Annotated in this window: 20 protein-coding genes; 10 read left to right on the top strand and 10 right to left on the bottom strand. The window is 57.2% G+C overall.

From position 1 onward, the window contains the following. Together arsC and QRN24_RS20325 are read left to right on the top strand one after the other, a co-directional pair. Positions 1 to 432, top strand: a complete 432-nt coding sequence (arsC, locus tag QRN24_RS20330) for a glutaredoxin-dependent arsenate reductase (protein WP_025204600.1) — start codon at positions 1 to 3, stop codon at positions 430 to 432. 117 nt (positions 433 to 549) lie between these two features. Further along, positions 550 to 1,326 (top strand): SDR family NAD(P)-dependent oxidoreductase, encoded by a 777-nt coding sequence (locus QRN24_RS20325; RefSeq protein WP_284942999.1) that lies wholly within the window; start codon positions 550 to 552, stop codon positions 1,324 to 1,326. Here the strand turns inward: QRN24_RS20325 and QRN24_RS20320 are convergent. Continuing rightward, on the bottom strand, positions 1,323 to 1,874 hold the full coding sequence (locus QRN24_RS20320; RefSeq protein ID WP_020884879.1) for a TetR/AcrR family transcriptional regulator: 552 nt from the start codon (positions 1,872 to 1,874) through the stop codon (positions 1,323 to 1,325). The two genes, QRN24_RS20325 and QRN24_RS20320, sit on opposite strands and share 4 nt — an antisense overlap. An 82-nt stretch (positions 1,875 to 1,956) precedes the next feature. Here QRN24_RS20320 and QRN24_RS20315 point away from each other — a divergent pair, with 82 nt between their 5' ends. Together QRN24_RS20315 and QRN24_RS20310 are read left to right on the top strand one after the other, a co-directional pair. Next, the gene (locus QRN24_RS20315) at positions 1,957 to 3,171 is read left to right on the top strand and encodes an MFS transporter (protein ID WP_032677755.1); all 1,215 of its coding nucleotides are present in this window, start codon (positions 1,957 to 1,959) and stop codon (positions 3,169 to 3,171) included. Then, positions 3,161 to 3,973 carry a Cof-type HAD-IIB family hydrolase gene (locus tag QRN24_RS20310; RefSeq protein ID WP_232946444.1) on the top strand — a complete coding sequence of 271 codons (813 nt, stop codon included), beginning with the start codon at positions 3,161 to 3,163 and terminating at the stop codon, positions 3,971 to 3,973. Before QRN24_RS20315 ends, QRN24_RS20310 begins: the two co-directional genes overlap by 11 nt. A gap of 40 nt (positions 3,974 to 4,013) precedes the next feature. Here QRN24_RS20310 and QRN24_RS20305 read toward each other — a convergent pair whose 3' ends face one another. After that, complete coding sequence (locus QRN24_RS20305) at positions 4,014 to 5,246, bottom strand: MFS transporter (protein WP_040017011.1); 1,233 nt, start codon at positions 5,244 to 5,246, stop codon at positions 4,014 to 4,016. A 168-nt stretch (positions 5,247 to 5,414) separates the two neighbouring features. On the opposite strand from QRN24_RS20305, the gene QRN24_RS20300 reads away from it, so the two are divergent. The 3 genes from QRN24_RS20300 to deoR all read left to right on the top strand — a co-directional run bounded on the left by QRN24_RS20300 (position 5,415) and on the right by deoR (position 7,585). Beyond that, entirely contained in the window at positions 5,415 to 6,143 is a 729-nt protein-coding gene (locus tag QRN24_RS20300) for a phosphatase PAP2 family protein (protein WP_284942998.1), read from the top strand. A 7-nt stretch (positions 6,144 to 6,150) separates the two neighbouring features. Next, the gene (gene ybjG, locus QRN24_RS20295) at positions 6,151 to 6,759 is read left to right on the top strand and encodes an undecaprenyl-diphosphate phosphatase (protein ID WP_032681367.1); all 609 of its coding nucleotides are present in this window, start codon (positions 6,151 to 6,153) and stop codon (positions 6,757 to 6,759) included. Positions 6,760 to 6,826: 67 nt separating this feature from the next. Continuing rightward, a complete protein-coding gene (gene deoR, locus QRN24_RS20290) occupies positions 6,827 to 7,585 on the top strand; it encodes a DNA-binding transcriptional repressor DeoR (protein WP_014169292.1) in 759 nt (252 codons plus the stop codon). A 52-nt stretch (positions 7,586 to 7,637) separates the two neighbouring features. On the opposite strand, the gene dacC is transcribed toward deoR, so the two are convergent. Beyond that, positions 7,638 to 8,843 carry a serine-type D-Ala-D-Ala carboxypeptidase gene (gene dacC / locus QRN24_RS20285; protein ID WP_020884884.1) on the bottom strand — a complete coding sequence of 402 codons (1,206 nt, stop codon included), beginning with the start codon at positions 8,841 to 8,843 and terminating at the stop codon, positions 7,638 to 7,640. 256 nt (positions 8,844 to 9,099) lie between these two features. Here dacC and QRN24_RS20280 point away from each other — a divergent pair, with 256 nt between their 5' ends. Beyond that, positions 9,100 to 9,726 carry a glutathione S-transferase family protein gene (locus QRN24_RS20280; RefSeq protein WP_032681369.1) on the top strand — a complete coding sequence of 209 codons (627 nt, stop codon included), beginning with the start codon at positions 9,100 to 9,102 and terminating at the stop codon, positions 9,724 to 9,726. Here the strand turns inward: QRN24_RS20280 and QRN24_RS20275 are convergent, their stop codons facing one another. Both QRN24_RS20275 and bssR read right to left on the bottom strand, forming a co-directional pair. Then, on the bottom strand, positions 9,727 to 10,845 hold the full coding sequence (locus tag QRN24_RS20275; RefSeq protein WP_284942997.1) for a PQQ-dependent sugar dehydrogenase: 1,119 nt from the start codon (positions 10,843 to 10,845) through the stop codon (positions 9,727 to 9,729). Positions 10,846 to 10,951: 106 nt separating this feature from the next. After that, on the bottom strand, positions 10,952 to 11,335 hold the full coding sequence (gene bssR / locus QRN24_RS20270) for a biofilm formation regulator BssR (protein ID WP_020884887.1): 384 nt from the start codon (positions 11,333 to 11,335) through the stop codon (positions 10,952 to 10,954). Positions 11,336 to 11,551: 216 nt separating this feature from the next. Here bssR and rimO point away from each other — a divergent pair, with 216 nt between their 5' ends. Next, the gene (gene rimO, locus QRN24_RS20265) at positions 11,552 to 12,877 is read left to right on the top strand and encodes a 30S ribosomal protein S12 methylthiotransferase RimO (RefSeq protein ID WP_014169287.1); all 1,326 of its coding nucleotides are present in this window, start codon (positions 11,552 to 11,554) and stop codon (positions 12,875 to 12,877) included. 50 nt (positions 12,878 to 12,927) lie between these two features. Here rimO and gsiD read toward each other — a convergent pair whose 3' ends face one another. From gsiD to iaaA, 5 genes are read right to left on the bottom strand one after another with little or no spacing between them, the layout of a single operon-like run. Next, positions 12,928 to 13,839 (bottom strand): glutathione ABC transporter permease GsiD, encoded by a 912-nt coding sequence (gsiD, locus tag QRN24_RS20260; RefSeq protein ID WP_020884888.1) that lies wholly within the window; start codon positions 13,837 to 13,839, stop codon positions 12,928 to 12,930. A 1-nt stretch (position 13,840) separates the two neighbouring features. Then, the gene (gene gsiC / locus QRN24_RS20255) at positions 13,841 to 14,761 is read right to left on the bottom strand and encodes a glutathione ABC transporter permease GsiC (protein WP_020884889.1); all 921 of its coding nucleotides are present in this window, start codon (positions 14,759 to 14,761) and stop codon (positions 13,841 to 13,843) included. A gap of 45 nt (positions 14,762 to 14,806) precedes the next feature. Continuing rightward, entirely contained in the window at positions 14,807 to 16,345 is a 1,539-nt protein-coding gene (gene gsiB, locus QRN24_RS20250) for a glutathione ABC transporter substrate-binding protein GsiB (protein ID WP_020884890.1), read from the bottom strand. Between the two features lie 23 nt (positions 16,346 to 16,368). After that, positions 16,369 to 18,240 (bottom strand): glutathione ABC transporter ATP-binding protein GsiA, encoded by a 1,872-nt coding sequence (gene gsiA, locus QRN24_RS20245; protein WP_284942996.1) that lies wholly within the window; start codon positions 18,238 to 18,240, stop codon positions 16,369 to 16,371. An 11-nt stretch (positions 18,241 to 18,251) separates the two neighbouring features. After that, positions 18,252 to 19,190, bottom strand: a complete 939-nt coding sequence (iaaA, locus tag QRN24_RS20240) for a beta-aspartyl-peptidase (protein WP_040019005.1) — start codon at positions 19,188 to 19,190, stop codon at positions 18,252 to 18,254. A gap of 188 nt (positions 19,191 to 19,378) precedes the next feature. On the opposite strand from iaaA, the gene moeA reads away from it, so the two are divergent. Next, positions 19,379 to 20,611 carry a molybdopterin molybdotransferase MoeA gene (gene moeA / locus QRN24_RS20235; protein ID WP_047742394.1) on the top strand — a complete coding sequence of 411 codons (1,233 nt, stop codon included), beginning with the start codon at positions 19,379 to 19,381 and terminating at the stop codon, positions 20,609 to 20,611.

Here is a 20,611-nt window from a genome sequence, read left to right as displayed (position 1 = left end):
ATGAGCCATATCACCATTTACCACAATCCAGCCTGCGGCACCTCGCGCAACACGCTGGAGATGATCCGCAACAGCGGCACTGAACCCGAAATTATTCTGTACCTCGAGAACCCACCGTCTCGTGATGAACTGACCAGACTGATTGCTGAGATGGGGATTTCCGTGCGGGATTTGCTGCGCAAAAATGTCGAACCTTATGAACAGCTGGGCCTCGCCGGGGACCGGTTTACCGACGACCAGCTTATCGATTCTATGCTGCAGCATCCGATCCTGATTAACCGTCCGATCGTGGTGACGCCGCTGGGCACTCGCCTGTGCCGCCCTTCCGAAGTCGTACTCGATATCCTGCCTGATGCACAGAAAGGGGCGTTTACGAAAGAAGATGGCGAAGCGGTGGTGGACGCCAGCGGAAAAAAAATCTCCGGCAGCTAATCTGCTGATAGTGATGCCGTAAGTCTTGTCAGCCACATACCCTGCCCCGTGGCGGAGTTGCATCCGCCGTCACCCGACCCATAATTTGATGGACCGGTCTGGTGAGGGGATGCAGGTATGAGTCTCAAAAATAAAACCGCCGTTATCTTTGGTGGCAGCGGCGCTATTGGCAGCGCCACTGCGTACGCGCTCGCCCGTGAAGGGGCTACGGTCTACCTCGCGGCACGCGATCAGGCCAGGCTGGAGCACGTCGCTAACCGCATTCACGCCGCTGGCGGGTCAGCCCGGCTGTTTGTTTTCGATGCTCTCGATGCCGACGCGACGCTCCCGGACGTTGCCGGCATTGATATCGTCGTGAATGCCACGGGCTTTATGCACGACCAGGGTAAACGCCTCGACGCATTAACGATCAGTGAATTCAGACAGGGGTTCGACCCTTTTCTGGCCGCCTATTTCAACATCGCCAAAGCTGTCGCACCCCATATGGGCGGTGAGCGTGCCGGAACGCTTATCACCGTCGTTGCTCCGGCTGCAAATATGGCGATGCCGGGACATCTCGGGCATATCGTTGGCTGCGCGGGAACGGAAGCGTTAACCCGTGCGCTTGCGGCGGAGCTGGGGGCAAAGAATATTCGCGTCCTGTGCGTGCGTTCGCATGCGATAGCCGACGCGGTTCAGGCCGGTTCCTGTGTGGGTGACCTGTTCGCCATCAAGGCGCAGGCGATGGGCATCACCGTGGAGCAGTTTCTGGAGGGCGCGGCACAGAGCACGATGCTGAATCGCCTGCCGACGCTGGAGCAGGTGGCAGACACCATCGCGTTTCTGGCGTCAGATGCAGCCGGTGCCATCACGGGAACAACGGTAAACATGACGGCCGGCGCGACCACAATCTAACGTCCGCTCTCGCCCGCTATCCTGCCGACCATCGCCCGGATCTCCTCCCGGGTGAGCGGGGCTCTGTCGGTCACAAAGTGCAGCGTCATCCCTTCGATAAAGGCATCCAGCGCGCGGGTGGTCACCGGGTCGAACCACTGCTCAAGCGTGGTCTGGCTCATCTTCATCCAGTCCTGCATTACCGTTTTGAGCGCCGCACTGCGGTGCATAAAGGCATAGAGCTGGTACATCAGCGCCATATTCTGCGGCGTCGTGACCTGCGAACTGTGGATCAGCGTGGTGATGGATTCGCACGCCATTTCTGGCCCGGTCACGCCGGCGAAGAAATCCCGATACTGCTGCGACATCTGCCGGGTAAACCACGTAAAGGCCTCTTCCAGCAGCGACTCCATGCCGTCAAAATAGTAGGTCATCGACCCCAGCGGCACGCCCGCGCAGGTGGCAATTTTCCGGTGCGTCACGGCATGAATACCGTGCTCTGCAATGGTGTCCAGGGTCGCCTGCAGGATCTTCTCCCGGCGTTGAGGATCGTTCGGTGCTCTGCTCATAAATTCCCCACGTGGTTTGTGTACAAATGTACACAAACTTGCTAGTGTTGTCGCTATTGTTGTACTTCCGGTGCTAACTTCAATGACTCTGACCTCCCCCCGTAGAACTCTGCAGCTGCGCATGTGGGCGCTGTTTATGTTCTTCTTTATTCCCGGTCTGCTGATGGCCTCATGGGCCACGCGTACCCCGGCCATTCGCGATATTTTATCTGTCTCAACGGCCGAGATGGGCATCGTGCTGTTTGGCCTGTCAATAGGCTCTATGAGCGGTATTCTGTGCTCCGCGTGGCTTGTCAAACGCTTCGGTACACGGGCGGTCATCCGCACCACCATGTGCTGTGCCGTGTTCGGGATGCTGGTGCTGAGCGTGGCGCTGTGGCTTGCCTCGCCGGTGCTGTTTGCCCTTGGGCTGACGGTGTTTGGCGGCAGCTTCGGTGCCGCTGAAGTGGCCATTAACGTTGAAGGGGCATCGGTTGAACGTGAGATGAATAAAACCGTACTGCCGATGATGCATGGCTTTTACAGCCTTGGCACGCTGGCCGGGGCGGGTGTGGGGATGGCGCTGACGGCCTCGGGCGTCGCCGCGAACCTGCATATTCTGCTGGCCGCACTGGTATGTATTATCCCCATTCTGACCGGTATCCGGGCGATCCCTGACGGCACCGGCAAGAACACCTCTGACGAACACGCCACCGCGGAAAAAGGGCTGCCGTTTTACCGCGACATTCAGCTGATGCTGATCGGCGTGGTGGTGCTGGCGATGGCCTTTGCGGAAGGGTCCGCTAACGACTGGCTGCCGCTGCTGATGGTTGACGGCCACGGTTTTAGTCCAACCTCCGGCTCCCTGATCTACGCCGGTTTCACCCTCGGGATGACCGTTGGGCGCTTTACCGGCGGCTGGTTTATTGACCGCTACAGCCGCGTGGCGGTGGTGCGTGCCAGCGCCCTGCTGGGCGGGCTGGGGATTGCGATGATCATCTTTGTGGACGTGGACTGGATTGCCGGCGTGTCGGTGATCCTCTGGGGTCTGGGGGCATCGCTTGGCTTCCCGCTCACCATTTCAGCCGCCAGCGACACTGGTCCGGATGCACCGACCCGCGTCAGCGTGGTGGCCACCACGGGCTACCTCGCCTTCCTGGTGGGGCCACCGCTGCTCGGCTTCCTCGGTGAGCACTACGGGCTGCGCAGCGCCATGCTGGTGGTGTTAGGGTTAGTGATCATCGCAGCGCTGGTAGCGCGTGCGGTAGCGAAGCCGGAAACGGAACAAACGACACTGGAGAAGGGATATGAGCGTTAAACTGATCGCCGTCGACATGGACGGCACGTTTCTGAGCGATGCCAAAACCTATAACCGCCCGCGTTTTCTGGCGCAATATGCACGAATGAAAGCGCAAGGCATTCGCTTTGCGGTTGCCAGCGGCAACCAGTACTACCAGCTGATTTCCTTTTTCCCGGAGATTGCCCATGAAATTGCGTTTGTCGCGGAAAATGGCGGCTGGGTGGTCAGCGCCGGGGAAGATGTCTTTAACGGTGAACTGTCGAAGACGCACTTCGACACCGTTGCCGCCGTGTTAAACGATGTGCCGGGCATTGAGATTATCGCCTGCGGAAAAAGCAGCGCCTATACGCTGAAGCACTATGACGACGGCTTTAAGGATATCGCGGCAAAGTACTACCACCGTCTCGAAATGGTGAGTGATTTCGGCAACCTGAACGATATTTTCTTCAAATTCGGGCTTAACGTCTCTGACGACGACATCCCGCGTATTCAGGCGATGCTGCACGAAAAGCTGAACGACATTATGGTGCCCGTCACGACCGGCCACGGCAGTATCGACCTCATCATCCCCGGGGTGCATAAAGCCAACGGTCTGCGAATACTGCAAAAGCGCTGGGGCATTAATGACAGCGAAGTGGTGGCTTTTGGCGATAGCGGGAATGACGTAGAAATGTTGCGCCAGTCAGGGTTCAGCTTTGCGATGGCAAACGCCAGGCCGCATATTAAGGCGGTGGCGCGCTTTGAAGCCCCGCACAATAACGACGAAGGCGTGCTGGATGTAATTGATAAGGTGTTGAACGGCGAAGCGCCGTTTCATTGACGCCACCATGGCCCTCTCCCGCCGGGAGAGGGAAAACGGCTTACGGCTGTAAAGCATTCCCGACGCGTTTATCCTTCAGGAACACCACGATAAGCCCAACCCAGAGCACGCCGTTAGCCAGATTAAACAGGCTGAACAGACCGTTGCCGCCAAATGCGTAGGCGTGTTTGCTCACCTCGATACCGACGGTGAAAATCAGCATTTGCAACATGCCCATCGCCGCTGACACCGTACCTTTGCTCATCTCGCTGGCAAACAGGGTCAGGCGCACCAGTCCGGCATTCGCCACACCGATACCGAACGCGTAAACGCTTAATCCTGCGGTCATCCACAGATACGCATGGGACGACACCACTGTCGCGACCGCCGCCAGAACCAGCCCGGCAGCAATGGGCCAGCCGCCCATAATGATCAAGGCACGCACCGTACGGCGGGATGTGAGACGCGCCAGCACCAGGTTACCGATAATCAGCGCGCCAAAAATCGGCACCTGCAGCAGGCCATACTCATAGCTGCTGAGCTGCTCGCCGCTGATGATAATGACCGGCGACTGGGCAATCCACGCCAGCAGAGGCAGGCTAACAAACCCCGTCGCCAGCGCGCCCGCCACAAAGCGGCCGTTCTTCAGCACTTCTTTGTAATCCCGGCCCAGCTCTTTTAGCGACAGTTTCTCACCCAGACGGGTAGCGGTTTCCGGCATCGCGCGCTGCAGGCCAAAGAAAGCGACGGCGGCCAGCACGGCAAACAGCACGAACATCCCTTCCCACGGCGCAACGTGTACCCAGGCAGCGCCCACCAGCGGCCCCAGCAGGGGCGCGATCAGCGCCACGTTCGCCATTAGCGCGGTAATCTTGATACACACCGCTTCCTCAAACGACTCCTGGATGGCGGCATACCCGACAGCACCGATAAAGCAGAGGCTCACCCCCTGCAGGAAGCGCAGCAGGGTAAATTGCTCAATATTTTGCGCCAGCAGCGTGGCGAGGCAGGTCACGATAAACCACACCACGCCCGTCAGCATCACCGGACGACGGCCAATACGATCCGACAGCGGCCCTAACAGCCACTGCAAAAACATGCCGCCAGCCAGATAGGCGGTCATGGAGGTTGGTACCCATTCGATCCCTGCGTTGTACTGTTCGACAACGGCCAGCATGCCGGGCTGGATCATATCGTTGCCGATGTAAGTAGAGAATTCGTAGAGCACCAGACATAAGGGGAAAAGCAACGCCTGACGACCCAGACGTGAACCAGAAGAAGAACGGTTTAACATGCAATCTCTTTATCGTGACAAAATCGCGACGAGTGTAATGAAATGCCCTGGCCCGAGATAGTGATTTATCCAGAAGAAACAGAAATAAAGCACATATCGTCTTTGTTTAAGGTTTCCTTAAGTTGACAGATTTATGATAGCCCCATTTCTCGTCAACGACTCCGGATTATGGCACCCACTTCCAGCCGTTCAGAATTGTCTAACTTACAGACAAATAAGACAAAACGACTTTACCGTCTACCGCCCCGCTTTTATGGTTATCAGCTTTTAATACTGATAGCCCTTGCCGTGCTGTTTACCTGGCTATCACGCGATGAAACGCTCGACAGATGGATCACCGGTTTATGGTATGACGCGGCTGCTCACCGTTTTCCACTGCAGCAAGACCACCTGCTGGACCTGCTGAACCATCGACTGGCGAAGTACATCGCCATCGCCGCAGGTGCTGTTTCGCTCATTTATGGCGCGTTCAGGCGCAATGCGAGACTGGTCACGGCCGCGCTGCTGATGGGGCTTGGCGCGCTGGTGGTTGGCGTACTGAAAAGCATAAGCCATCACAGCTGCCCGTGGGATCTGGTGGAGTATGGCGGTAAGGCCGTTTCTTATCCGCTGTTCAGTGCCGCTCCCGCTGACAGCGGTCCGGGGCGCTGTTTCCCCGGCGGTCATGCCTCCAGCGGCTTTATGGTGATGGGACTGTTCTTTGCCTTCTGGCGCGAGCGTCCGCGTCTTGCCTGGTGCTTCGTCGTACTGGGCGTCGTTTTAGGTCTGGCGATGGGTTACGGCCAGGTCATGCGCGGGGCGCATTTTTTCTCTCACAACCTGTGGGCTGGGTGGTGGGTCTGGTTTTCCCAGTTGGTGGTCTACGGTCTGGTCTCCACCTGGTTTGCTAAAGAGTGACAACGCTATGTTAGAGAATTTGAATTACCAGCTGTTTTATCTCATCAACGCCACTCCGGCCTCGCCAGAGTGGATGATTGATTTCGCCACCTTCCTGGCAAAAGATCTGATCAGTATCGTGCCGGTGCTGGCGGCGATCCTCTGGCTGTGGGGGCCGAGAAGCCAGGTGAAGGCGCAGCGTCAGCTGGTAATTAAGATGGCGATGGCCCTCGGGATCAGCGTGCTGGTCAGCTACATTCTGGGCCTGACGTTCCCGCACGACCGCCCCTTCGTCGACCACGCGGGGTATACGTTCCTGCACCATGCCCCGGATGACTCGTTCCCAAGCGATCACGGGACGGTTATCTTTACCTTCGCGCTGGCCTTCCTGTTCTGGCATCGTCTGTGGTCGGGTGCGGTGCTGATGGTGGTGGCCGGGGCTATCGCCTGGTCTCGCGTTTATCTCGGCGTCCACTGGCCGATGGATATGGTGGGGGGATTGCTGGTCGGTCTCATCGGCTGCGTCAGCGCAGCGATCCTGTGGAATCTCTTCGGTGAAGCGCTCTACCGCGGCCTGTCTTATCTGTATCGCACCCTTTTTGCTATCCCGATCCGCAAAGGCTGGATACGTGACTAACCCCAGCCTGACAGGTTACACTTGAACCCCCGCCCTGCGGGGGTTCACTTTTTTATCCCGAGGAACTATGGAAACACGTCGCGATGACCGCATTGCTCAGCTGATACAGGCGCTGAAGCGCAGTGATAAGCTTCATCTTAAGGAAGCCGCCAGTCTCCTCGGGGTCTCTGAGATGACCATTCGCCGGGATCTGAACAGCGAGAGCGCGCCTGTCGTGCTGCTGGGCGGGTACATTGTGCTTGAGCCGCGTAGCGCCAGCCATTATCTGATCAGCGACCAAAAGACGCGCCTGGTGGAAGAGAAACGCAAAGCCGCCCGGCTTGCGGCCTCGCTGGTGCAGCCGCATCAGACACTTTTTTTTGACTGCGGCACCACCACGCCGTGGATAATCGAAGCGATCGACAGCAGCATTCCGTTTACGGCGGTGTGTTACTCGCTGAATACCTTTCTGGCACTGCAGGAGAAACCCGAGTGCCGGGTGATCCTCTGTGGCGGTGAGTTTCACGCCAGCAATGCCATCTTTAAGCCGCTGAATCTGCAGGATACGCTCAGCAACGTATGTCCGGATATCGCGTTTTATTCCGCAGCGGGGGTCACTGTCCGTCAGGGAGCAACCTGCTTTAACCTGGAAGAGTTGCCGGTCAAGCACTGGGCATTAAGCGCCGCGCAGTACCATGTGCTGGTGGTCGATCACAGCAAGTTTGGCAAGGTTCGTCCGGCAAGAATGGGTGAGCTGTCGCGCTTTGACGCCATCGTCAGCGATTGCCGTCCGGATGAAGAGACCGTGGCCTACGCGAAAGCGCAGCAGGTGAAGTTGATGTACTGAGTCAGGTGCAGAGGTCATGCCGGGTGGCGCGATGCCACCCGACAATGGAGGCTTAACTGAACCAGCTGCCAAACCATCCGTGGAATTTCATCATGACGAAGTCCCACATCCGGCTAAAGAAACCGCCCTCTTCTACCGCTTCCATCACAATCAGCGGACGCTGTTCAATCGATTTGCCATTAAGCTGGAAATCAATCGTCCCGACCACCTGGCCTTTTTTCAGCGGCGCGGTGAGCTGGCTGTCGGTCAGGGTGTAGCTGGCTTTCAGGTTTTTCAGTTGGCCACGGGGAATGGTCACCGACCCGCCTTCACCCGCCCCCAGGTTCACTTCACTCTTGTCACCAAACCAGACGCGCTGGCTGATGAACGTGGCATCCGGTTTAATGGGCGTGACGGTTTCATAGAAGCGGAAACCCCAGGTCAGCAATTTTTCTGATTCATTAAAACGAATGCGGTCGGTTTTGGTGCCCAGCACGACCGAGATCAGGCGCATATCGCCCTGAGTTGCGGAAGCGACCAGGTTATAACCCGCGCCGGCCGTGGTGCCGGTCTTCATACCGTCGACGTTGACGTTGCTGCTCCACAGCAGACGGTTACGGTTCGGCTGGCGGATTTTGTTGAAGGTAAACTCTTTCTCTTTGTGGATGGCATATTCATCCGGCACGTCATGGATCAACGCTTTGCCTAACAGCGCCATGTCGCGCGCGGTACTGAACTGACCCGGCGCATCAAGGCCGTGCACGGTTTTAAAGGTGGTATTGGTCAGGCCCAGTTTTTGCGCGTAGCCGTTCATCAGGCCAATAAAGGAGTCCTGGCTGCCCGCAACGTAATCGGCCAGCGCAATACAGGCATCGTTACCGGACTGGATAATGACCCCTTTATTCAAATCAGATACTGACACCTGATCGCCGGGTTTGAGGAACATCACCGATGACCCACGCAGCGCCGGGTTGCCGGTCGCCCAGGCGTCCTTCCCGATGGTGACCATATCGTCAAGCTTGATTTTGCCCGCTTTCAGCGCCTGACCCACCACATAGCTGGTCATGATTTTCGTCAGGCTTGCCGGGTCAAGTTTCTCATCCGCATTGCCTTCCGCCAGCACTTTACCACTGGAATAATCCATCAGGATCCAGGCGCGCGCATCCACAGGCGGCGCTTCGGGCGCAGCCTGTTCCGCTGCGTAGAGAGTTGGTACAAACAGGAAAAGGAGCGCAGAGCCTGCCGCCAGGCTGCGCAGAGAAGTCATTTTTCGCGTCATAAATGCCACCCGAGTGTCCATTCAAAAATTACGTCACATCACCGTGTCGCAAGAAGCGATGAGTAATAGCGCACTAAAACGGTTAAAGAAACCTAACCAAGGTAAAGTTATTAAAGTTTATGCAATAACATTCAGATACGCTTTGATTCAGGCGATTTTTTTGTCTTCTGTTGCGTAATTGTTAGGTTTATCTCACCATGGCAAATCGCTGGCGTTGATTCACATCTCAGGTTGTTTGACTATTTCGGGAGTTTCTATGATTACGCTGTGGGGCAGGAACAATTCAACCAACGTTAAGAAAGTCCTCTGGACACTGGAGGAGCTGGATTTACCGTTTAAGCAGGTGATGGCAGGGTTACAGTTTGGGGTAAATAAAGATGCCGACTATCTGGCCATGAACCCAAACGGTCTGGTGCCCTTGCTGCGCGACGAAGAAACCGACGTGACGCTGTGGGAGTCCAACACCATCGTGCGTTACCTCGCGGCACAGTATGGTCAGAGCCGTCTGTGGGTGGACAGTCCGGCCCAACGCGCTCAGGGTGAAAAGTGGATGGACTGGGCAAACCAGACGCTCTCCCCCGCACACCGCGTGATCCTGATGGGGCTTGTCAGAACCCCCGAAGCTGACCGCGACTATCCTGCCATTCATGCAGCTCAGGACACCTGTGAAAACCTGTTTGCGATGATGGACGACGAACTGGCGAAGCATCCGTGGTTCTCAGGCGAACGCTTCGGCGTAGGCGATATTGCCGTTGCGCCCTTCATCTGGAACCTGACTAATATTGACGTTACCTGGACGCCGCGCCCGCATCTTGAGCGCTGGCTGAAGCAACTGAGCGAGCGCCCGGCATACCGTCACGTGGTGATGATCCCGGTGACGTGATTACGATCCGGACGGGCTGACTTTCAACAGTTGCCCGTCCGTCTCATCGGTCAGGACATACAGATACCCATCCGGCCCCACCCGCACATCGCGAATGCGCTGGTCTCTGTCACCTAAAATTCGCCCCTTCTCGGTGACCGTGTTGCCCTCCACGCTCAGCACGATAACGTCTTTCTCCTTCAGCGCCCCGACAAACAGCGTGTTTTTCCACTGCGGGAATACGTCACTGTTGTAAAACGCCATCCCGCTCACGGCGGGGGACACTTTCCAGACAAACAGCGGCTTTTCCGTTCCCTCGACGTGCTCGCCCTGGGCTTCCGGGATCTTCAGGCCGCTGTAGTTGATACCGTGCGTCGCCAGCGGCCAGCCGTAGTTTTTGCCTTTCTCCGGGATATTGATTTCATCCCCGCCGCGCGGGCCGTGCTCGTTAAGCCATAGCGTGTCGCTCCAGGGGTTCATCGCCATCCCCTGCGGATTACGAATGCCGTAAGACCAGATTTCGGGCCGTGCGCCGGGAGTGTTCACAAACGGATTATCGGCAGGCACTTTGCCGTCCTCCGTCAGGCGCACAACTTTGCCCTGCAGTTTATCCAGATCCTGCGCCGTCGGACGCTGGTTGTTCTCACCCAGACCAATAAACAGATGGCCTTTACCGTCGAAGACCAGTCGACCACCGAAATGGTTACCGGTGGACAGTTTCGGCATCTGACGGAAGCCCACCTGGAAACCTTCAATTCGGGAGAGATCATCGCTTAAGCGGCCATAGCCAACCGCCGTTCCCGCTTTGCCGTCATTCCCCGCCTCGGCATAGCTCAGCCAGACGCGGCGCGATTTTTCAAAATCCGGGGCGAGTGCCACGTCCAGCAACCCGCCCTGGCCGTTTGCCCAGACCTTGGGTACGCCGACGATCGGGTCGGAAAGCCCTTTTCCGGCCTGCCAGTGCTTTAACTGGCCTCCCTTAAGGGTCACCAGCAGCCCTTTATTGTCCGGCAGGAACGCCATCGACCAGGGATGATCGAGCCGGTTTTGCACAACGTCGACTTTTACCGCGTCAGGGGCGGCGAGGAGAGAAATCGGGAAAAATAACGCAGGCAGGAAAATCAGCGAAGATCGATGCATAACGCGCTCCTTTATCGGTTTATGGCATAAAGGTTAGCCACTGGGTCCGGGCACGTTATCACTTTTACAAAAGCTTAATCAGAAGGGGGAGTTGCCTCCCCCGGTGTCAGTGTTGTTCAAGCGTCTCGTGCTTGTTCAGACACATGATGCATAGAGAGAGCGTAGTCAGGCAGTTTTCAAGCTTCTCCGCGTTAACAGCGATAAAATTCGGGCAGTCGTGGCGTCCGTTCATCAAACATACCCCTGCAATGGAGAGCACCTCGGCGGCGCGGCGCAGCGCAACGAGTTCGCTTTCGGCGTATTCCGCTTTCAGGACGGGTGCTTTTTCACGCATGAAGTTGCAAAGTTCAAAGAGATTATCACGCAGATGTTCGCTTTCGCTGACTGACATATACCCTTTTGCCTTCCTCAACTGCAGGTACGCGGCAAGGTCGATTCGGGCATTGATCAGCTTGTTAAGCAGATCGCGTTTTAGTCTGTCAACGGACATGCTCTTTCCTCCTCTGTCAGCCATTGTGCACATTCAGAATAAGGTTATTTTTTGTACAGTTTAATGCCTGAGATCAATAATTCTTAACTGATTAACATTATTTACAATGTTACAACCTTCTTGCCGGTCATCTGCCTCGCAAAGAGTGTATAAATCCCCCGCGGAACGCTGTAAAATCCCGCCCTGATAACTCCATAATTGATGAATTTTTAACCTATGAGCAATGTTACGCACCAGCCTAAAATCGGCTTCGTCTCCCTGGGCTGCCCAAAAAACCTGGTGGATTCTGAACGCATCCTGACCGAACTGCGCACCGAGGGCTATGACGTGGTGCCAAGCTACGACAACGCCGACATGGTGATCGTTAACACCTGCGGGTTTATCGACAGCGCGGTTCAGGAGTCACTGGAAGCCATCGGTGAAGCCCTGACGGAAAACGGCAAAGTGATTGTGACCGGCTGTCTGGGCGCGAAAGTGGACCAGATCCGCGAAGTGCACCCGAAAGTGCTGGAGATCACCGGCCCGCACAGCTACGAGCAGGTACTGGAGCATGTTCATCACTATGTCCCTAAACCTAAGCACAATCCGTTCCTGAGCCTGGTGCCAGAACAGGGCGTGAAGCTGACCCCGCGTCACTATGCGTACCTGAAAATTTCCGAAGGCTGCAACCATCGCTGCACCTTCTGCATTATCCCGTCCATGCGTGGCGATTTGGTCAGCCGTCCGATTGGTGAAGTGCTGGCAGAAGCCAAACGTCTGGCAGACGCAGGCGTTAAAGAGCTGCTGGTCATTTCCCAGGATACCTCGGCCTATGGCGTCGACGTGAAGCATCGCTCTGGTTTCCACAACGGCGAGCCGGTGAAAACCAGCATGGTTGGCCTGTGCGAACAGCTTGCCAAACTGGGTATCTGGACACGTCTGCATTACGTCTACCCGTATCCGCACGTTGACGATGTCATCCCGCTGATGGCAGAAGGGAAAATTCTTCCGTATCTGGATATCCCGCTGCAGCACGCCAGCCCGCGTATTCTGAAGCTGATGAAGCGTCCTGGCTCCGTCGATCGCCAGCTGGCACGCATCAAACAGTGGCGTGAAATCTGCCCGGACCTGACCCTGCGTTCCACCTTCATCGTGGGCTTCCCGGGCGAAACCGAAGAAGATTTCCAGATGCTGCTCGACTTCCTGAAAGAAGCACGTCTGGACCGCGTAGGCTGCTTCAAATACAGCCCGGTCGAAGGCGCGACCGCCAACGAACTGGCGGATCAGGTTCCGGAAGAGGTGAAAGAAGAGCGCTGGAACCGCTTCATGCAGCTGCAACAGCAGATCTCTGCTGAACGTCTGCAGGAAAAAGTGGGCCGCGAAATTCTGGTCATCATCGATGAAGTGGACGAAGAAGGCGCAATTGGCCGCAGCATGGCGGACGCCCCTGAAATCGACGGCGCGGTCTACCTGAACGGCGAAACCAGCGTTAAGCCGGGCGATATTGTCCGTGTGAAAGTTGAAAACGCCGACGAGTATGATTTGTGGGGAAGCCGGGTTTAACGGCGTTTACCCTTCCCTTCACCCTCTCCCGCCGGGAGAGGGTTTCCATCCTACCCCTTAATCCTCGGATCCAGCGCATCGCGTAACCCATCACCCAACAGGTTAAACGCCAGCACGGTCAGGAAAATGGCCAGGCTCGGGAAGATGGCCACGTGCGGTGCAATGACCATGTCCGCTCTTGCTTCATTCAGCATCGCGCCCCACTCCGGTGTAGGCGGTTGCGCACCCAGCCCCAGAAACGACAGGCTGGCCGCCGAGATAATCGACACGCCGATACGCATGGTAAAATAGACCACGATAGACGACACCGTCCCCGGCAGAATATGGCTGAACAGGATAGTGGCATCGCTGGCCCCCATGCTGCGCGCAGACTCAATAAAGGTTTGCTGTTTGAGCACCAGCGTGTTGCCTCGTACCAGACGCGCAAACGCCGGTATTGAGAAGACCGCAACCGCAATAATGACGTTAGCCATACCGCTGCCCATTATCGCCACTACCGCAATCGCCAGCAGAATGCCCGGGAAGGCAAACAACACGTCGCAGATACGCATGATGATGCGGTCCCACCAGCCTTCGTAATATCCGGCGACCAGACCCAGCACGGTGCCGATTGCCGCGCCAATCAGTACCGCAAAAACCCCGGCGGCGAGAGAGATCTGCGCCCCCACCAGCACGCGGCTGAAGATGTCGCGCCCAAGCGAGTCCACGCCGAACCAGTGCAGCATCGACGGTCCATCATTGAGACGGTCGTAATCAAAATAGTTTTCCGCATCAAACGGTGCTACCCACGGCGCAATGACCGCCACCACAATCAGCAGCAGGACAAACAGCCCCGCCGTCATGGCGACCGGCTGACGGCGAAAACGCCGCCAGAATTCAGACCACGGCGTGCGGATATGGTCCGGTTTTAGCCCCGGCATAGCGTTTAACATGGCCTGACGACGCCAGTTCAACAATCGCATTTTACTTATACCTGATGGCCGGGTTAATGGCGGCGTAGAGCACATCCACCACTAAGTTGATAAGAATAAATTCCAGTGAGAAAAGCAGGACTTCGGCCTGAATAACCGGGTAATCACGCATTTCGACTGAATCCACCAAAAGACGTCCCAGCCCCGGCCAGTTAAAGACCTTCTCCACCACAATCGAGCCGCCCAGCAGGAAACCAAACTGGAGCCCCATCATCGTCACCACCGGGATCATCGCGTTACGAAAGCCGTGTTTGAGGATGACCCATTTCTCGCTGACCCCTTTCGCCCGGGCGGTGCGAATATAATCTTCGCTCAGCACGTCAACGAACGAGGCGCGGGTAAAGCGGGCCATCACGGCAGCAACAGCCGCGCCCAGCGTCATTGAGGGCAGAATGTAGTGTTTCCAGGTGTCGGCCCCGACCGTCGGCAGCCAGCCCAGCTCCACGGAGAATATCTGCATCAGCAGCATCCCCAATGCAAATGCCGGGAAGGAAATGCCCGTGACGGCCAGAGCCATACCGAGCTTATCCGGCCAGCGGTTGCGCCAGACGGCAGCGACAATTCCTGCGCCAAGACCAAACAGCACCGCCCAGCTCATGCTGGCAATGGTTAACCAGAACGTGGGCATAAAGCGGCTGGCAATCTCTTCCGACACCGGACGACGGGACACCATAGAAGTGCCAAAGTCACCCTGCAGAACGTTGCCAATATAGTGGAGAAACTGCATATACAAAGGCTGGTCGAGGCCCAGTTGTTTTCGCACCAGCGCGATAACCGTTGCATCCGCATCTGACCCTGCAACCAGACGTGCCGGATCGCCCGGCAGCATATGAACAAACAAAAACACCAGCACCGCCACAATCAGCAGCGTCGGGATAAGCCCCAACAGGCGTTTACAAACATAATTCAGCATGCCTTTCCCTCTCATCCCACAGGCGGTGGCCTGCGGGCATGAGTATTATTTTAAATCTGCTTCATCAAAGCTAAAGCCCGTATCCGGCATGATGTAGAACCCGGTCAGCGCTTTGTTATGCGCGGAAACCAGTTTTTCCACCACCAGCGGTACCCACGGTGACTCTTTCCAGATGATATCCTGCGCCTCTTTATACAGGCGTGCTTTCTCTTCCGGTTTGGTCGTTTTCAGGGCATCCGCCAGGTCTTTATCCACCTTCGGGTTGCTGTAGAAGGCCGTGTTGAACAGGGTCGGCGGCCAGTTCTGTGAGGCAAACAGCGGCGACAGCGCCCAGTCCGCTTCACCGGTAGAGGCCGACCAGCCGGTGTAGAACATCCGTACGCCGCTCTCTTTCTGCCCTTTCCCTTCCACCTCAGCCGCACGCTGACCGGCATCCATCGCGGTGACCTGTGCCTTGATACCTACCTGAGCCAGCTGCTGCTGGGTAAATTGCAGCACCTTCTGAGCGGTACTGTGATTATGCGACGACCAGAGCGTGGTGCTAAAGCCGTTCGGGAAGCCCGCCTCTTTTAACAGCTCACGCGCTTTGGCCGGATCGTAAGGCCACGGTTGATAGTTTTGCGAATAGGCGATCGCCGGAGGCAGCACGCCGGTAGCCGGCGTGGCATAGCCAGCAAAGGCGACTTTTACCAGTGCCTGGCGGTTAATGGCGTAGTTGATGGCCTCACGCACTTTTGGGTTATCAAACGGCTTTTGCGTCACGTTCATGCTGATATAGCGCTGCATAATGGACGGGCTGGCGACCAGCTCCAGCTTGCTGTTTTTCTGCAGAATGGCGGCTTGCTCATAGGGGATCGGGAACGCGAACTGCGCCTCACCGGTCTGCAGCATCGCCGCGCGGGTGTTGTTGTCCACCACCGGACGCCAGGTAATGGTGTCCAGCTTCGGCAGGCCCGGCTGCCAGTAACCCGCAAACTTCTTAACCTTCACAAAGTCGGTCTGGTTCCAGGTGAGCAGCTCGTAGGGGCCGGTCCCCACCGGATGGAACCCGATCTCTTTGCCGTATTTTTTCAGCGCGGCAGGCGAAATCATCGCCGTGGCAGGATGCGCCAGAATATTGATAAACGCCGAGAACGGCTCTTTCAGGGTGATCTTCACCGTCGTCGGGTCGACCACCTCGGTGCTGGCGATGTTTTTATACAGGTTGTAGCGCTTGAGGCTATTTTCCGGGTTGCTGGCGCGATCGAGGTTTATCTTCACCGCCTCCGCGTTGAAATCTGTACCGTCCTGGAACTTCACGCCGGTTCTGAGCTTAATGGTATACACCAGCCCGTCGCTGGAAACGGTATACCCTTCCGCCAGCACATTTTTAAGTTTCATCTCGCTATCCAGGCCAAACAGCCCCTGATAGAACGATTTCGCCACCGCCTGGGAGAGCGTGTCGTTGGCATCATACGGATCCAGCGTGGTGAAATTGGAACCGACGGCGACCACCACATCTTTGGCAGCGAACGCCGGCGCGGCGGCCAGGGCTGCCGTCACGCTCGCGGCGAGTAACCATCTGCGCGCTACAAATTTAACCATTGTGTTCTCCTGCCTGTTTTAAGTTATAACCGCGAGAATGCATTGTCCTGACGCGGGGGGGCCACAAAATGCCCCGGGCCAACCTCGCGCAGCGCCACGCGCTCCACCGCCTCGCCCCGTTTACGAATATTGCTCGGCATTTCGTCCTGCAGCAGCACACGCTGGCCGTGGCGATGCTCAGGGTCGGCAACCGGCACTGCGGCGATAAGCTTGCGTGTGTAAGGGTGCTGTGGATTTTCAAATACCGCCCTGCGCGGTCCTATCTCCACAATTTGTCCCATAAACATCACCGCGACACGGTGGCTGATACGCTCAACCACCGCCATGTCGTGTGAGATAAAGAGGAAGGCAATCCCCATATCCCGCTGCAGGTCGAGCAGTAAATTAATGATTTGCGCCCGGATAGAGACATCCAGCGCCGAGACGGATTCATCTGCAATCACCACTTTCGGGTTAAGTGCCAGCGCGCGGGCAATGCAAATACGCTGCCGCTGACCGCCAGAAAACTCGTGTGGATAACGCCAGGCATGTTCTGGCTTCAGCCCCACGCGCTCAAGCAGCCAGGCCACCCGACGCTGCGCGGCTTCACCGTCGAGCAGGTTATGCACCCGCAGCGGCTCCATAAGCGAATACCCCACCGTGTGGCGCGGGTCGAGGGAGGCATACGGATCCTGGAAAATAAACTGGATATCTCGTCTTACCGCCTGCAGTTTGCTGTCCGGAAGGGTATCAATGCGTTCCCCGTTAAAGGTTATGCTGCCCTCCTGGGACTCCACCAGCCTGAGCAGCGCCCGCCCGGTGGTGGATTTGCCGCAGCCTGACTCTCCCACCAGCGCCAGCGTTTCGCCTGGCCATAAATCAAAACTGACGTTTTCAACCGCATGCACCTCGCGCTTCACGCGGTTAAACATTCCGCTGCGCAGGGGAAAACGGGTCACCAGATCGCGCACTTCCAGAATCGGCTTTCCGGGTACCACGGTATCCTGCTCGATTTCATCTTCCTGCTGGCCTACCGCTTCGAGAGAAATCAACGGGAACCGGCGCGGTAAATCGCTGCCGTTCATCGCCCCCAACCGCGGGACCGCCGCCAGCAGCGCTTTGGTGTATGGATGAACCGGCGCATGGAAAATCTGCTCAACCGTGCCGGTTTCCACGGCGTTGCCCTTATGCATGACCAGCACGCGATCGGCAATATCGGCGACCACGCCCATATCGTGGGTGATGAAAATCACCCCCATCTCCATCTCCTGCTGCAGCACTTTGATAAGCTGCAGAATTTGCGCCTGAATAGTCACATCCAGTGCCGTCGTGGGTTCGTCGGCAATCAGCACCGCGGGACGGCAGGAGAGCGCCATCGCAATCATGACGCGCTGACGCATACCGCCGGAAAGCTGATGCGGGTAGCGCCCCAGAATGGCCTGCGCTTCCGGTATGCGTACCAGGTCGAGCATGCGTTTCGCTTCACGAAGCGCCTCATCACCGCTCAACCCCTGATGCAGGCGGATGGACTCGGCAATCTGTTCCCCGACCGGAAAGACCGGGTTCAGCGAAGTCATCGGCTCCTGGAAGATCATCGCAATATCGGCCCCGCGCACGCTCTGCATCTGTGAGGCGCTCAGCTCATTCAAATCAATGACCTGGTGGTTACGCCGGCGCAGCAGCATTTTTTTGCAGTTGACCTGTCCGCCGGTCTGTTCCAGCAGACGCATCAGCGCCAGTGCGGTGACCGATTTCCCTGAACCGGACTCGCCTACAATCGCCAGCGTTTCGCCGCGGTTGAGCGAGAACGATAAATTCTGTACTGCGGGGATGAACTGCCGCTCTTCCTGAAACGCAATATTCAGTTGATGGACAGCCAGCACTTCACGGTTGTCCAGTTCTTCACTGTGCGGCACGCTTTGCCCCCTTATTCACGATAGATCCCCGTACTGGGTTCATCACCGGCATAACCCCACGCGCGGTACATACCTTCGCTGTTAAACGGCAATGCCACGTTGCCCTCACGATCCACCGCAATTAACCCACCGACACCCCCCAGCGCGGGCAGTTTCTCCATCACCACGCGTTCACAGGCTTCGGCCAGGCTTAACCCGCCGTAATCCATCAGCGCGGTGATGTCATACGCCGCGAGGGCGCGAATAAACACTTCACCGGTTCCGGTGCACGACACTGCCGCCGTGGCGTTATTGGCATAGCACCCTGCCCCCGGTAATGGACTGTCACCTACCCGGCCCGGCAGTTTGTTGGTCATACCGCCGGTCGACGTGGCCGCAGCCAGATTCCCGGCTTTATCAAGAGCCACCGCCCCTACCGTGCCCATTTTGCTGCGCTCATCGAGCGGCGCGGTATGGTCAAGCTGCGTCACGTTTGCCGAGCGCGCCTCAAGCAGCTGTTGATAACGCTCCGGCGTTGAAAACAGATCGGGAGAAACTGGCGTCATGCCATGTTCCGCGGCAAACGTCTCTGCCCCGGCCCCGGTCAGAAGAACATGCGGGCTCGCCTCCATCACCAGACGCGCGGCCAGCACCGGATTACGCAGATGGCTCACCCCCGCGACGGCGCCCGCTTTAAGGGTGACACCGTCCATGACGCAGGCATCCAGCTCGTGCGTTTCATCGCGGGTAAAGACTGAACCAATGCCCGCGTTAAACAACGGGCACTCTTCCAGCAGACGTACCGCCTCGGTAACCACATCCAGCGCGCTCTCGCCCGCCTCCAGCATCCGCTGGCCCGTTTCCACAATGGCATACAGCGCATCAATATAACGTTTTTCCTGCTCGGGACTGAGCAGGGCACGGGTGATTGCCCCGGCGCCACCATGAATTGCGATTACCGCATTAACCATTCCCATCACCCGTTAGCCTGATTTGCGGCTTTTTCTATAAATATCATTATCGTCGCTGAAACTTCAGATGATTTTTGAATATAGAAAGACGCAACTGTGATGTAAAGCGTACACCCATCGGGTCATACAGTTAGTGGCACTTTTCTGCCATAATGGACGCTTTCGTCGTTACTCCGCAGGAGCCCACCATGGATTTTACCGCCGGACTGATGCCGCTTGAGGCGGCACTCACGCAGATGCTTGACCGAATTTCCCCCCTGCACGACCACGAGACGCTGCCATTGGTGCGCTGTTTTGGTCGTATTGCCGCGCGCGATATCGTCTCTCCGCTTAACGTGCCCGGGTTCGATAACTCCGCAATGGACGGCTACGCGGTACGCCTGGCGGATATCCGGACGGATACGGCGCTGCCCGTGGCGGGTAAGGCATTTGCCGGTCAGCCGTTTAACGGTGAGTGGCCTGCGGGTAGCTGCATACGCATCATGACCGGTGCCCCCGTACCGCCAGGCTGCGAAGCGGTGGTGATGCAGGAAGAGACCGAACAAACGGAAGCGGGCGTCCGCTTCACCGCGAGTGTTAAAGCGGGACAGAATATCCGTCGTACCGGTGAAGACATCACGCGTGGCGCAACGGTATTTGCCGCCGGGCAGAAACTGACGGTGGGCGAACTGCCGGTGCTGGCCTCGCTCGGCATTGCAGAAATTGACGTTATCCGTAAGGTACGCGTGGCGGTCTTTTCCACCGGCGATGAACTCCAGCTTCCGGGCCAGCCACTGCAGGACGGCCAGATTTACGACACTAACCGCCTCGCGGTACACCTGATGCTTGAACAGCTGGGGTGTGAGGTCATTAACCTTGGCATCATTCCGGATGATCCGGAGAAACTGCGCGCCGCGTTTATTGAAGCGGACCGGTCGGCGGACGTGGTAATTAGCTCCGGCGGCGTTTCCGTAGGTGAAGCGGATTACACCAAAACCATTCTTGAAGAGCTGGGGGAGATCGGCTTCTGGAAACTGGCCATCAAGCCGGGCAAACCGTTCGCGTTTGGTCAGCTGAAACACAGCTGGTTCTGCGGCCTGCCGGGTAACCCGGTTTCCGCCGCCCTGACCTTCTACCAGCTGGTCATTCCGCTGCTGGCAAAACTGTCTGGTAACCAGGCCCACCCGCTGCCGGTTCGCCAGCGCGTACGTGCGGCGACGCGCCTGAAGAAATCACCGGGCCGTCTTGATTTCCAGCGCGGTATTCTGACGCGCAACGCTGAAGGCGAGCTGGAAGTGAGCACCACCGGACACCAGGGCTCGCACATCTTCAGCTCGTTCAGCCAGGGCAACTGCTTTATCGTTCTCGAGCGTGAACGCGGCAGCGTGGAGCCGGGTGAATGGGTTGAGGTGGAAAGCTTTAACCACCTCTTCGGAGGCTAA

Source organism: Enterobacter sp. MEB024 (assembly GCF_030209635.1).
GTDB classification, from domain to species: domain Bacteria; phylum Pseudomonadota; class Gammaproteobacteria; order Enterobacterales; family Enterobacteriaceae; genus Enterobacter; species Enterobacter ludwigii.
Note: the sequence above shows the minus strand (reverse complement) of the source record. Positions and strands in the feature narration are given on the sequence as shown.

Coding starts and splice junctions, on each gene's coding strand:
- arsC (WP_025204600.1), top strand. CDS start 1: ATGAGCCATATCACCATTTACCACAATCCAGCCTGCGGCACCTCGCGC.
- QRN24_RS20325 (WP_284942999.1), top strand. CDS start 550: ATGAGTCTCAAAAATAAAACCGCCGTTATCTTTGGTGGCAGCGGCGCT.
- QRN24_RS20320 (WP_020884879.1), bottom strand. CDS start 1,874: ATGAGCAGAGCACCGAACGATCCTCAACGCCGGGAGAAGATCCTGCAG.
- QRN24_RS20315 (WP_032677755.1), top strand. CDS start 1,957: ATGACTCTGACCTCCCCCCGTAGAACTCTGCAGCTGCGCATGTGGGCG.
- QRN24_RS20310 (WP_232946444.1), top strand. CDS start 3,161: ATGAGCGTTAAACTGATCGCCGTCGACATGGACGGCACGTTTCTGAGC.
- QRN24_RS20305 (WP_040017011.1), bottom strand. CDS start 5,246: ATGTTAAACCGTTCTTCTTCTGGTTCACGTCTGGGTCGTCAGGCGTTG.
- QRN24_RS20300 (WP_284942998.1), top strand. CDS start 5,415: ATGGCACCCACTTCCAGCCGTTCAGAATTGTCTAACTTACAGACAAAT.
- ybjG (WP_032681367.1), top strand. CDS start 6,151: ATGTTAGAGAATTTGAATTACCAGCTGTTTTATCTCATCAACGCCACT.
- deoR (WP_014169292.1), top strand. CDS start 6,827: ATGGAAACACGTCGCGATGACCGCATTGCTCAGCTGATACAGGCGCTG.
- dacC (WP_020884884.1), bottom strand. CDS start 8,843: ATGACGCGAAAAATGACTTCTCTGCGCAGCCTGGCGGCAGGCTCTGCG.
- QRN24_RS20280 (WP_032681369.1), top strand. CDS start 9,100: ATGATTACGCTGTGGGGCAGGAACAATTCAACCAACGTTAAGAAAGTC.
- QRN24_RS20275 (WP_284942997.1), bottom strand. CDS start 10,845: ATGCATCGATCTTCGCTGATTTTCCTGCCTGCGTTATTTTTCCCGATT.
- bssR (WP_020884887.1), bottom strand. CDS start 11,335: ATGTCCGTTGACAGACTAAAACGCGATCTGCTTAACAAGCTGATCAAT.
- rimO (WP_014169287.1), top strand. CDS start 11,552: ATGAGCAATGTTACGCACCAGCCTAAAATCGGCTTCGTCTCCCTGGGC.
- gsiD (WP_020884888.1), bottom strand. CDS start 13,839: ATGCGATTGTTGAACTGGCGTCGTCAGGCCATGTTAAACGCTATGCCG.
- gsiC (WP_020884889.1), bottom strand. CDS start 14,761: ATGCTGAATTATGTTTGTAAACGCCTGTTGGGGCTTATCCCGACGCTG.
- gsiB (WP_020884890.1), bottom strand. CDS start 16,345: ATGGTTAAATTTGTAGCGCGCAGATGGTTACTCGCCGCGAGCGTGACG.
- iaaA (WP_040019005.1), bottom strand. CDS start 19,190: ATGGTTAATGCGGTAATCGCAATTCATGGTGGCGCCGGGGCAATCACC.
- moeA (WP_047742394.1), top strand. CDS start 19,379: ATGGATTTTACCGCCGGACTGATGCCGCTTGAGGCGGCACTCACGCAG.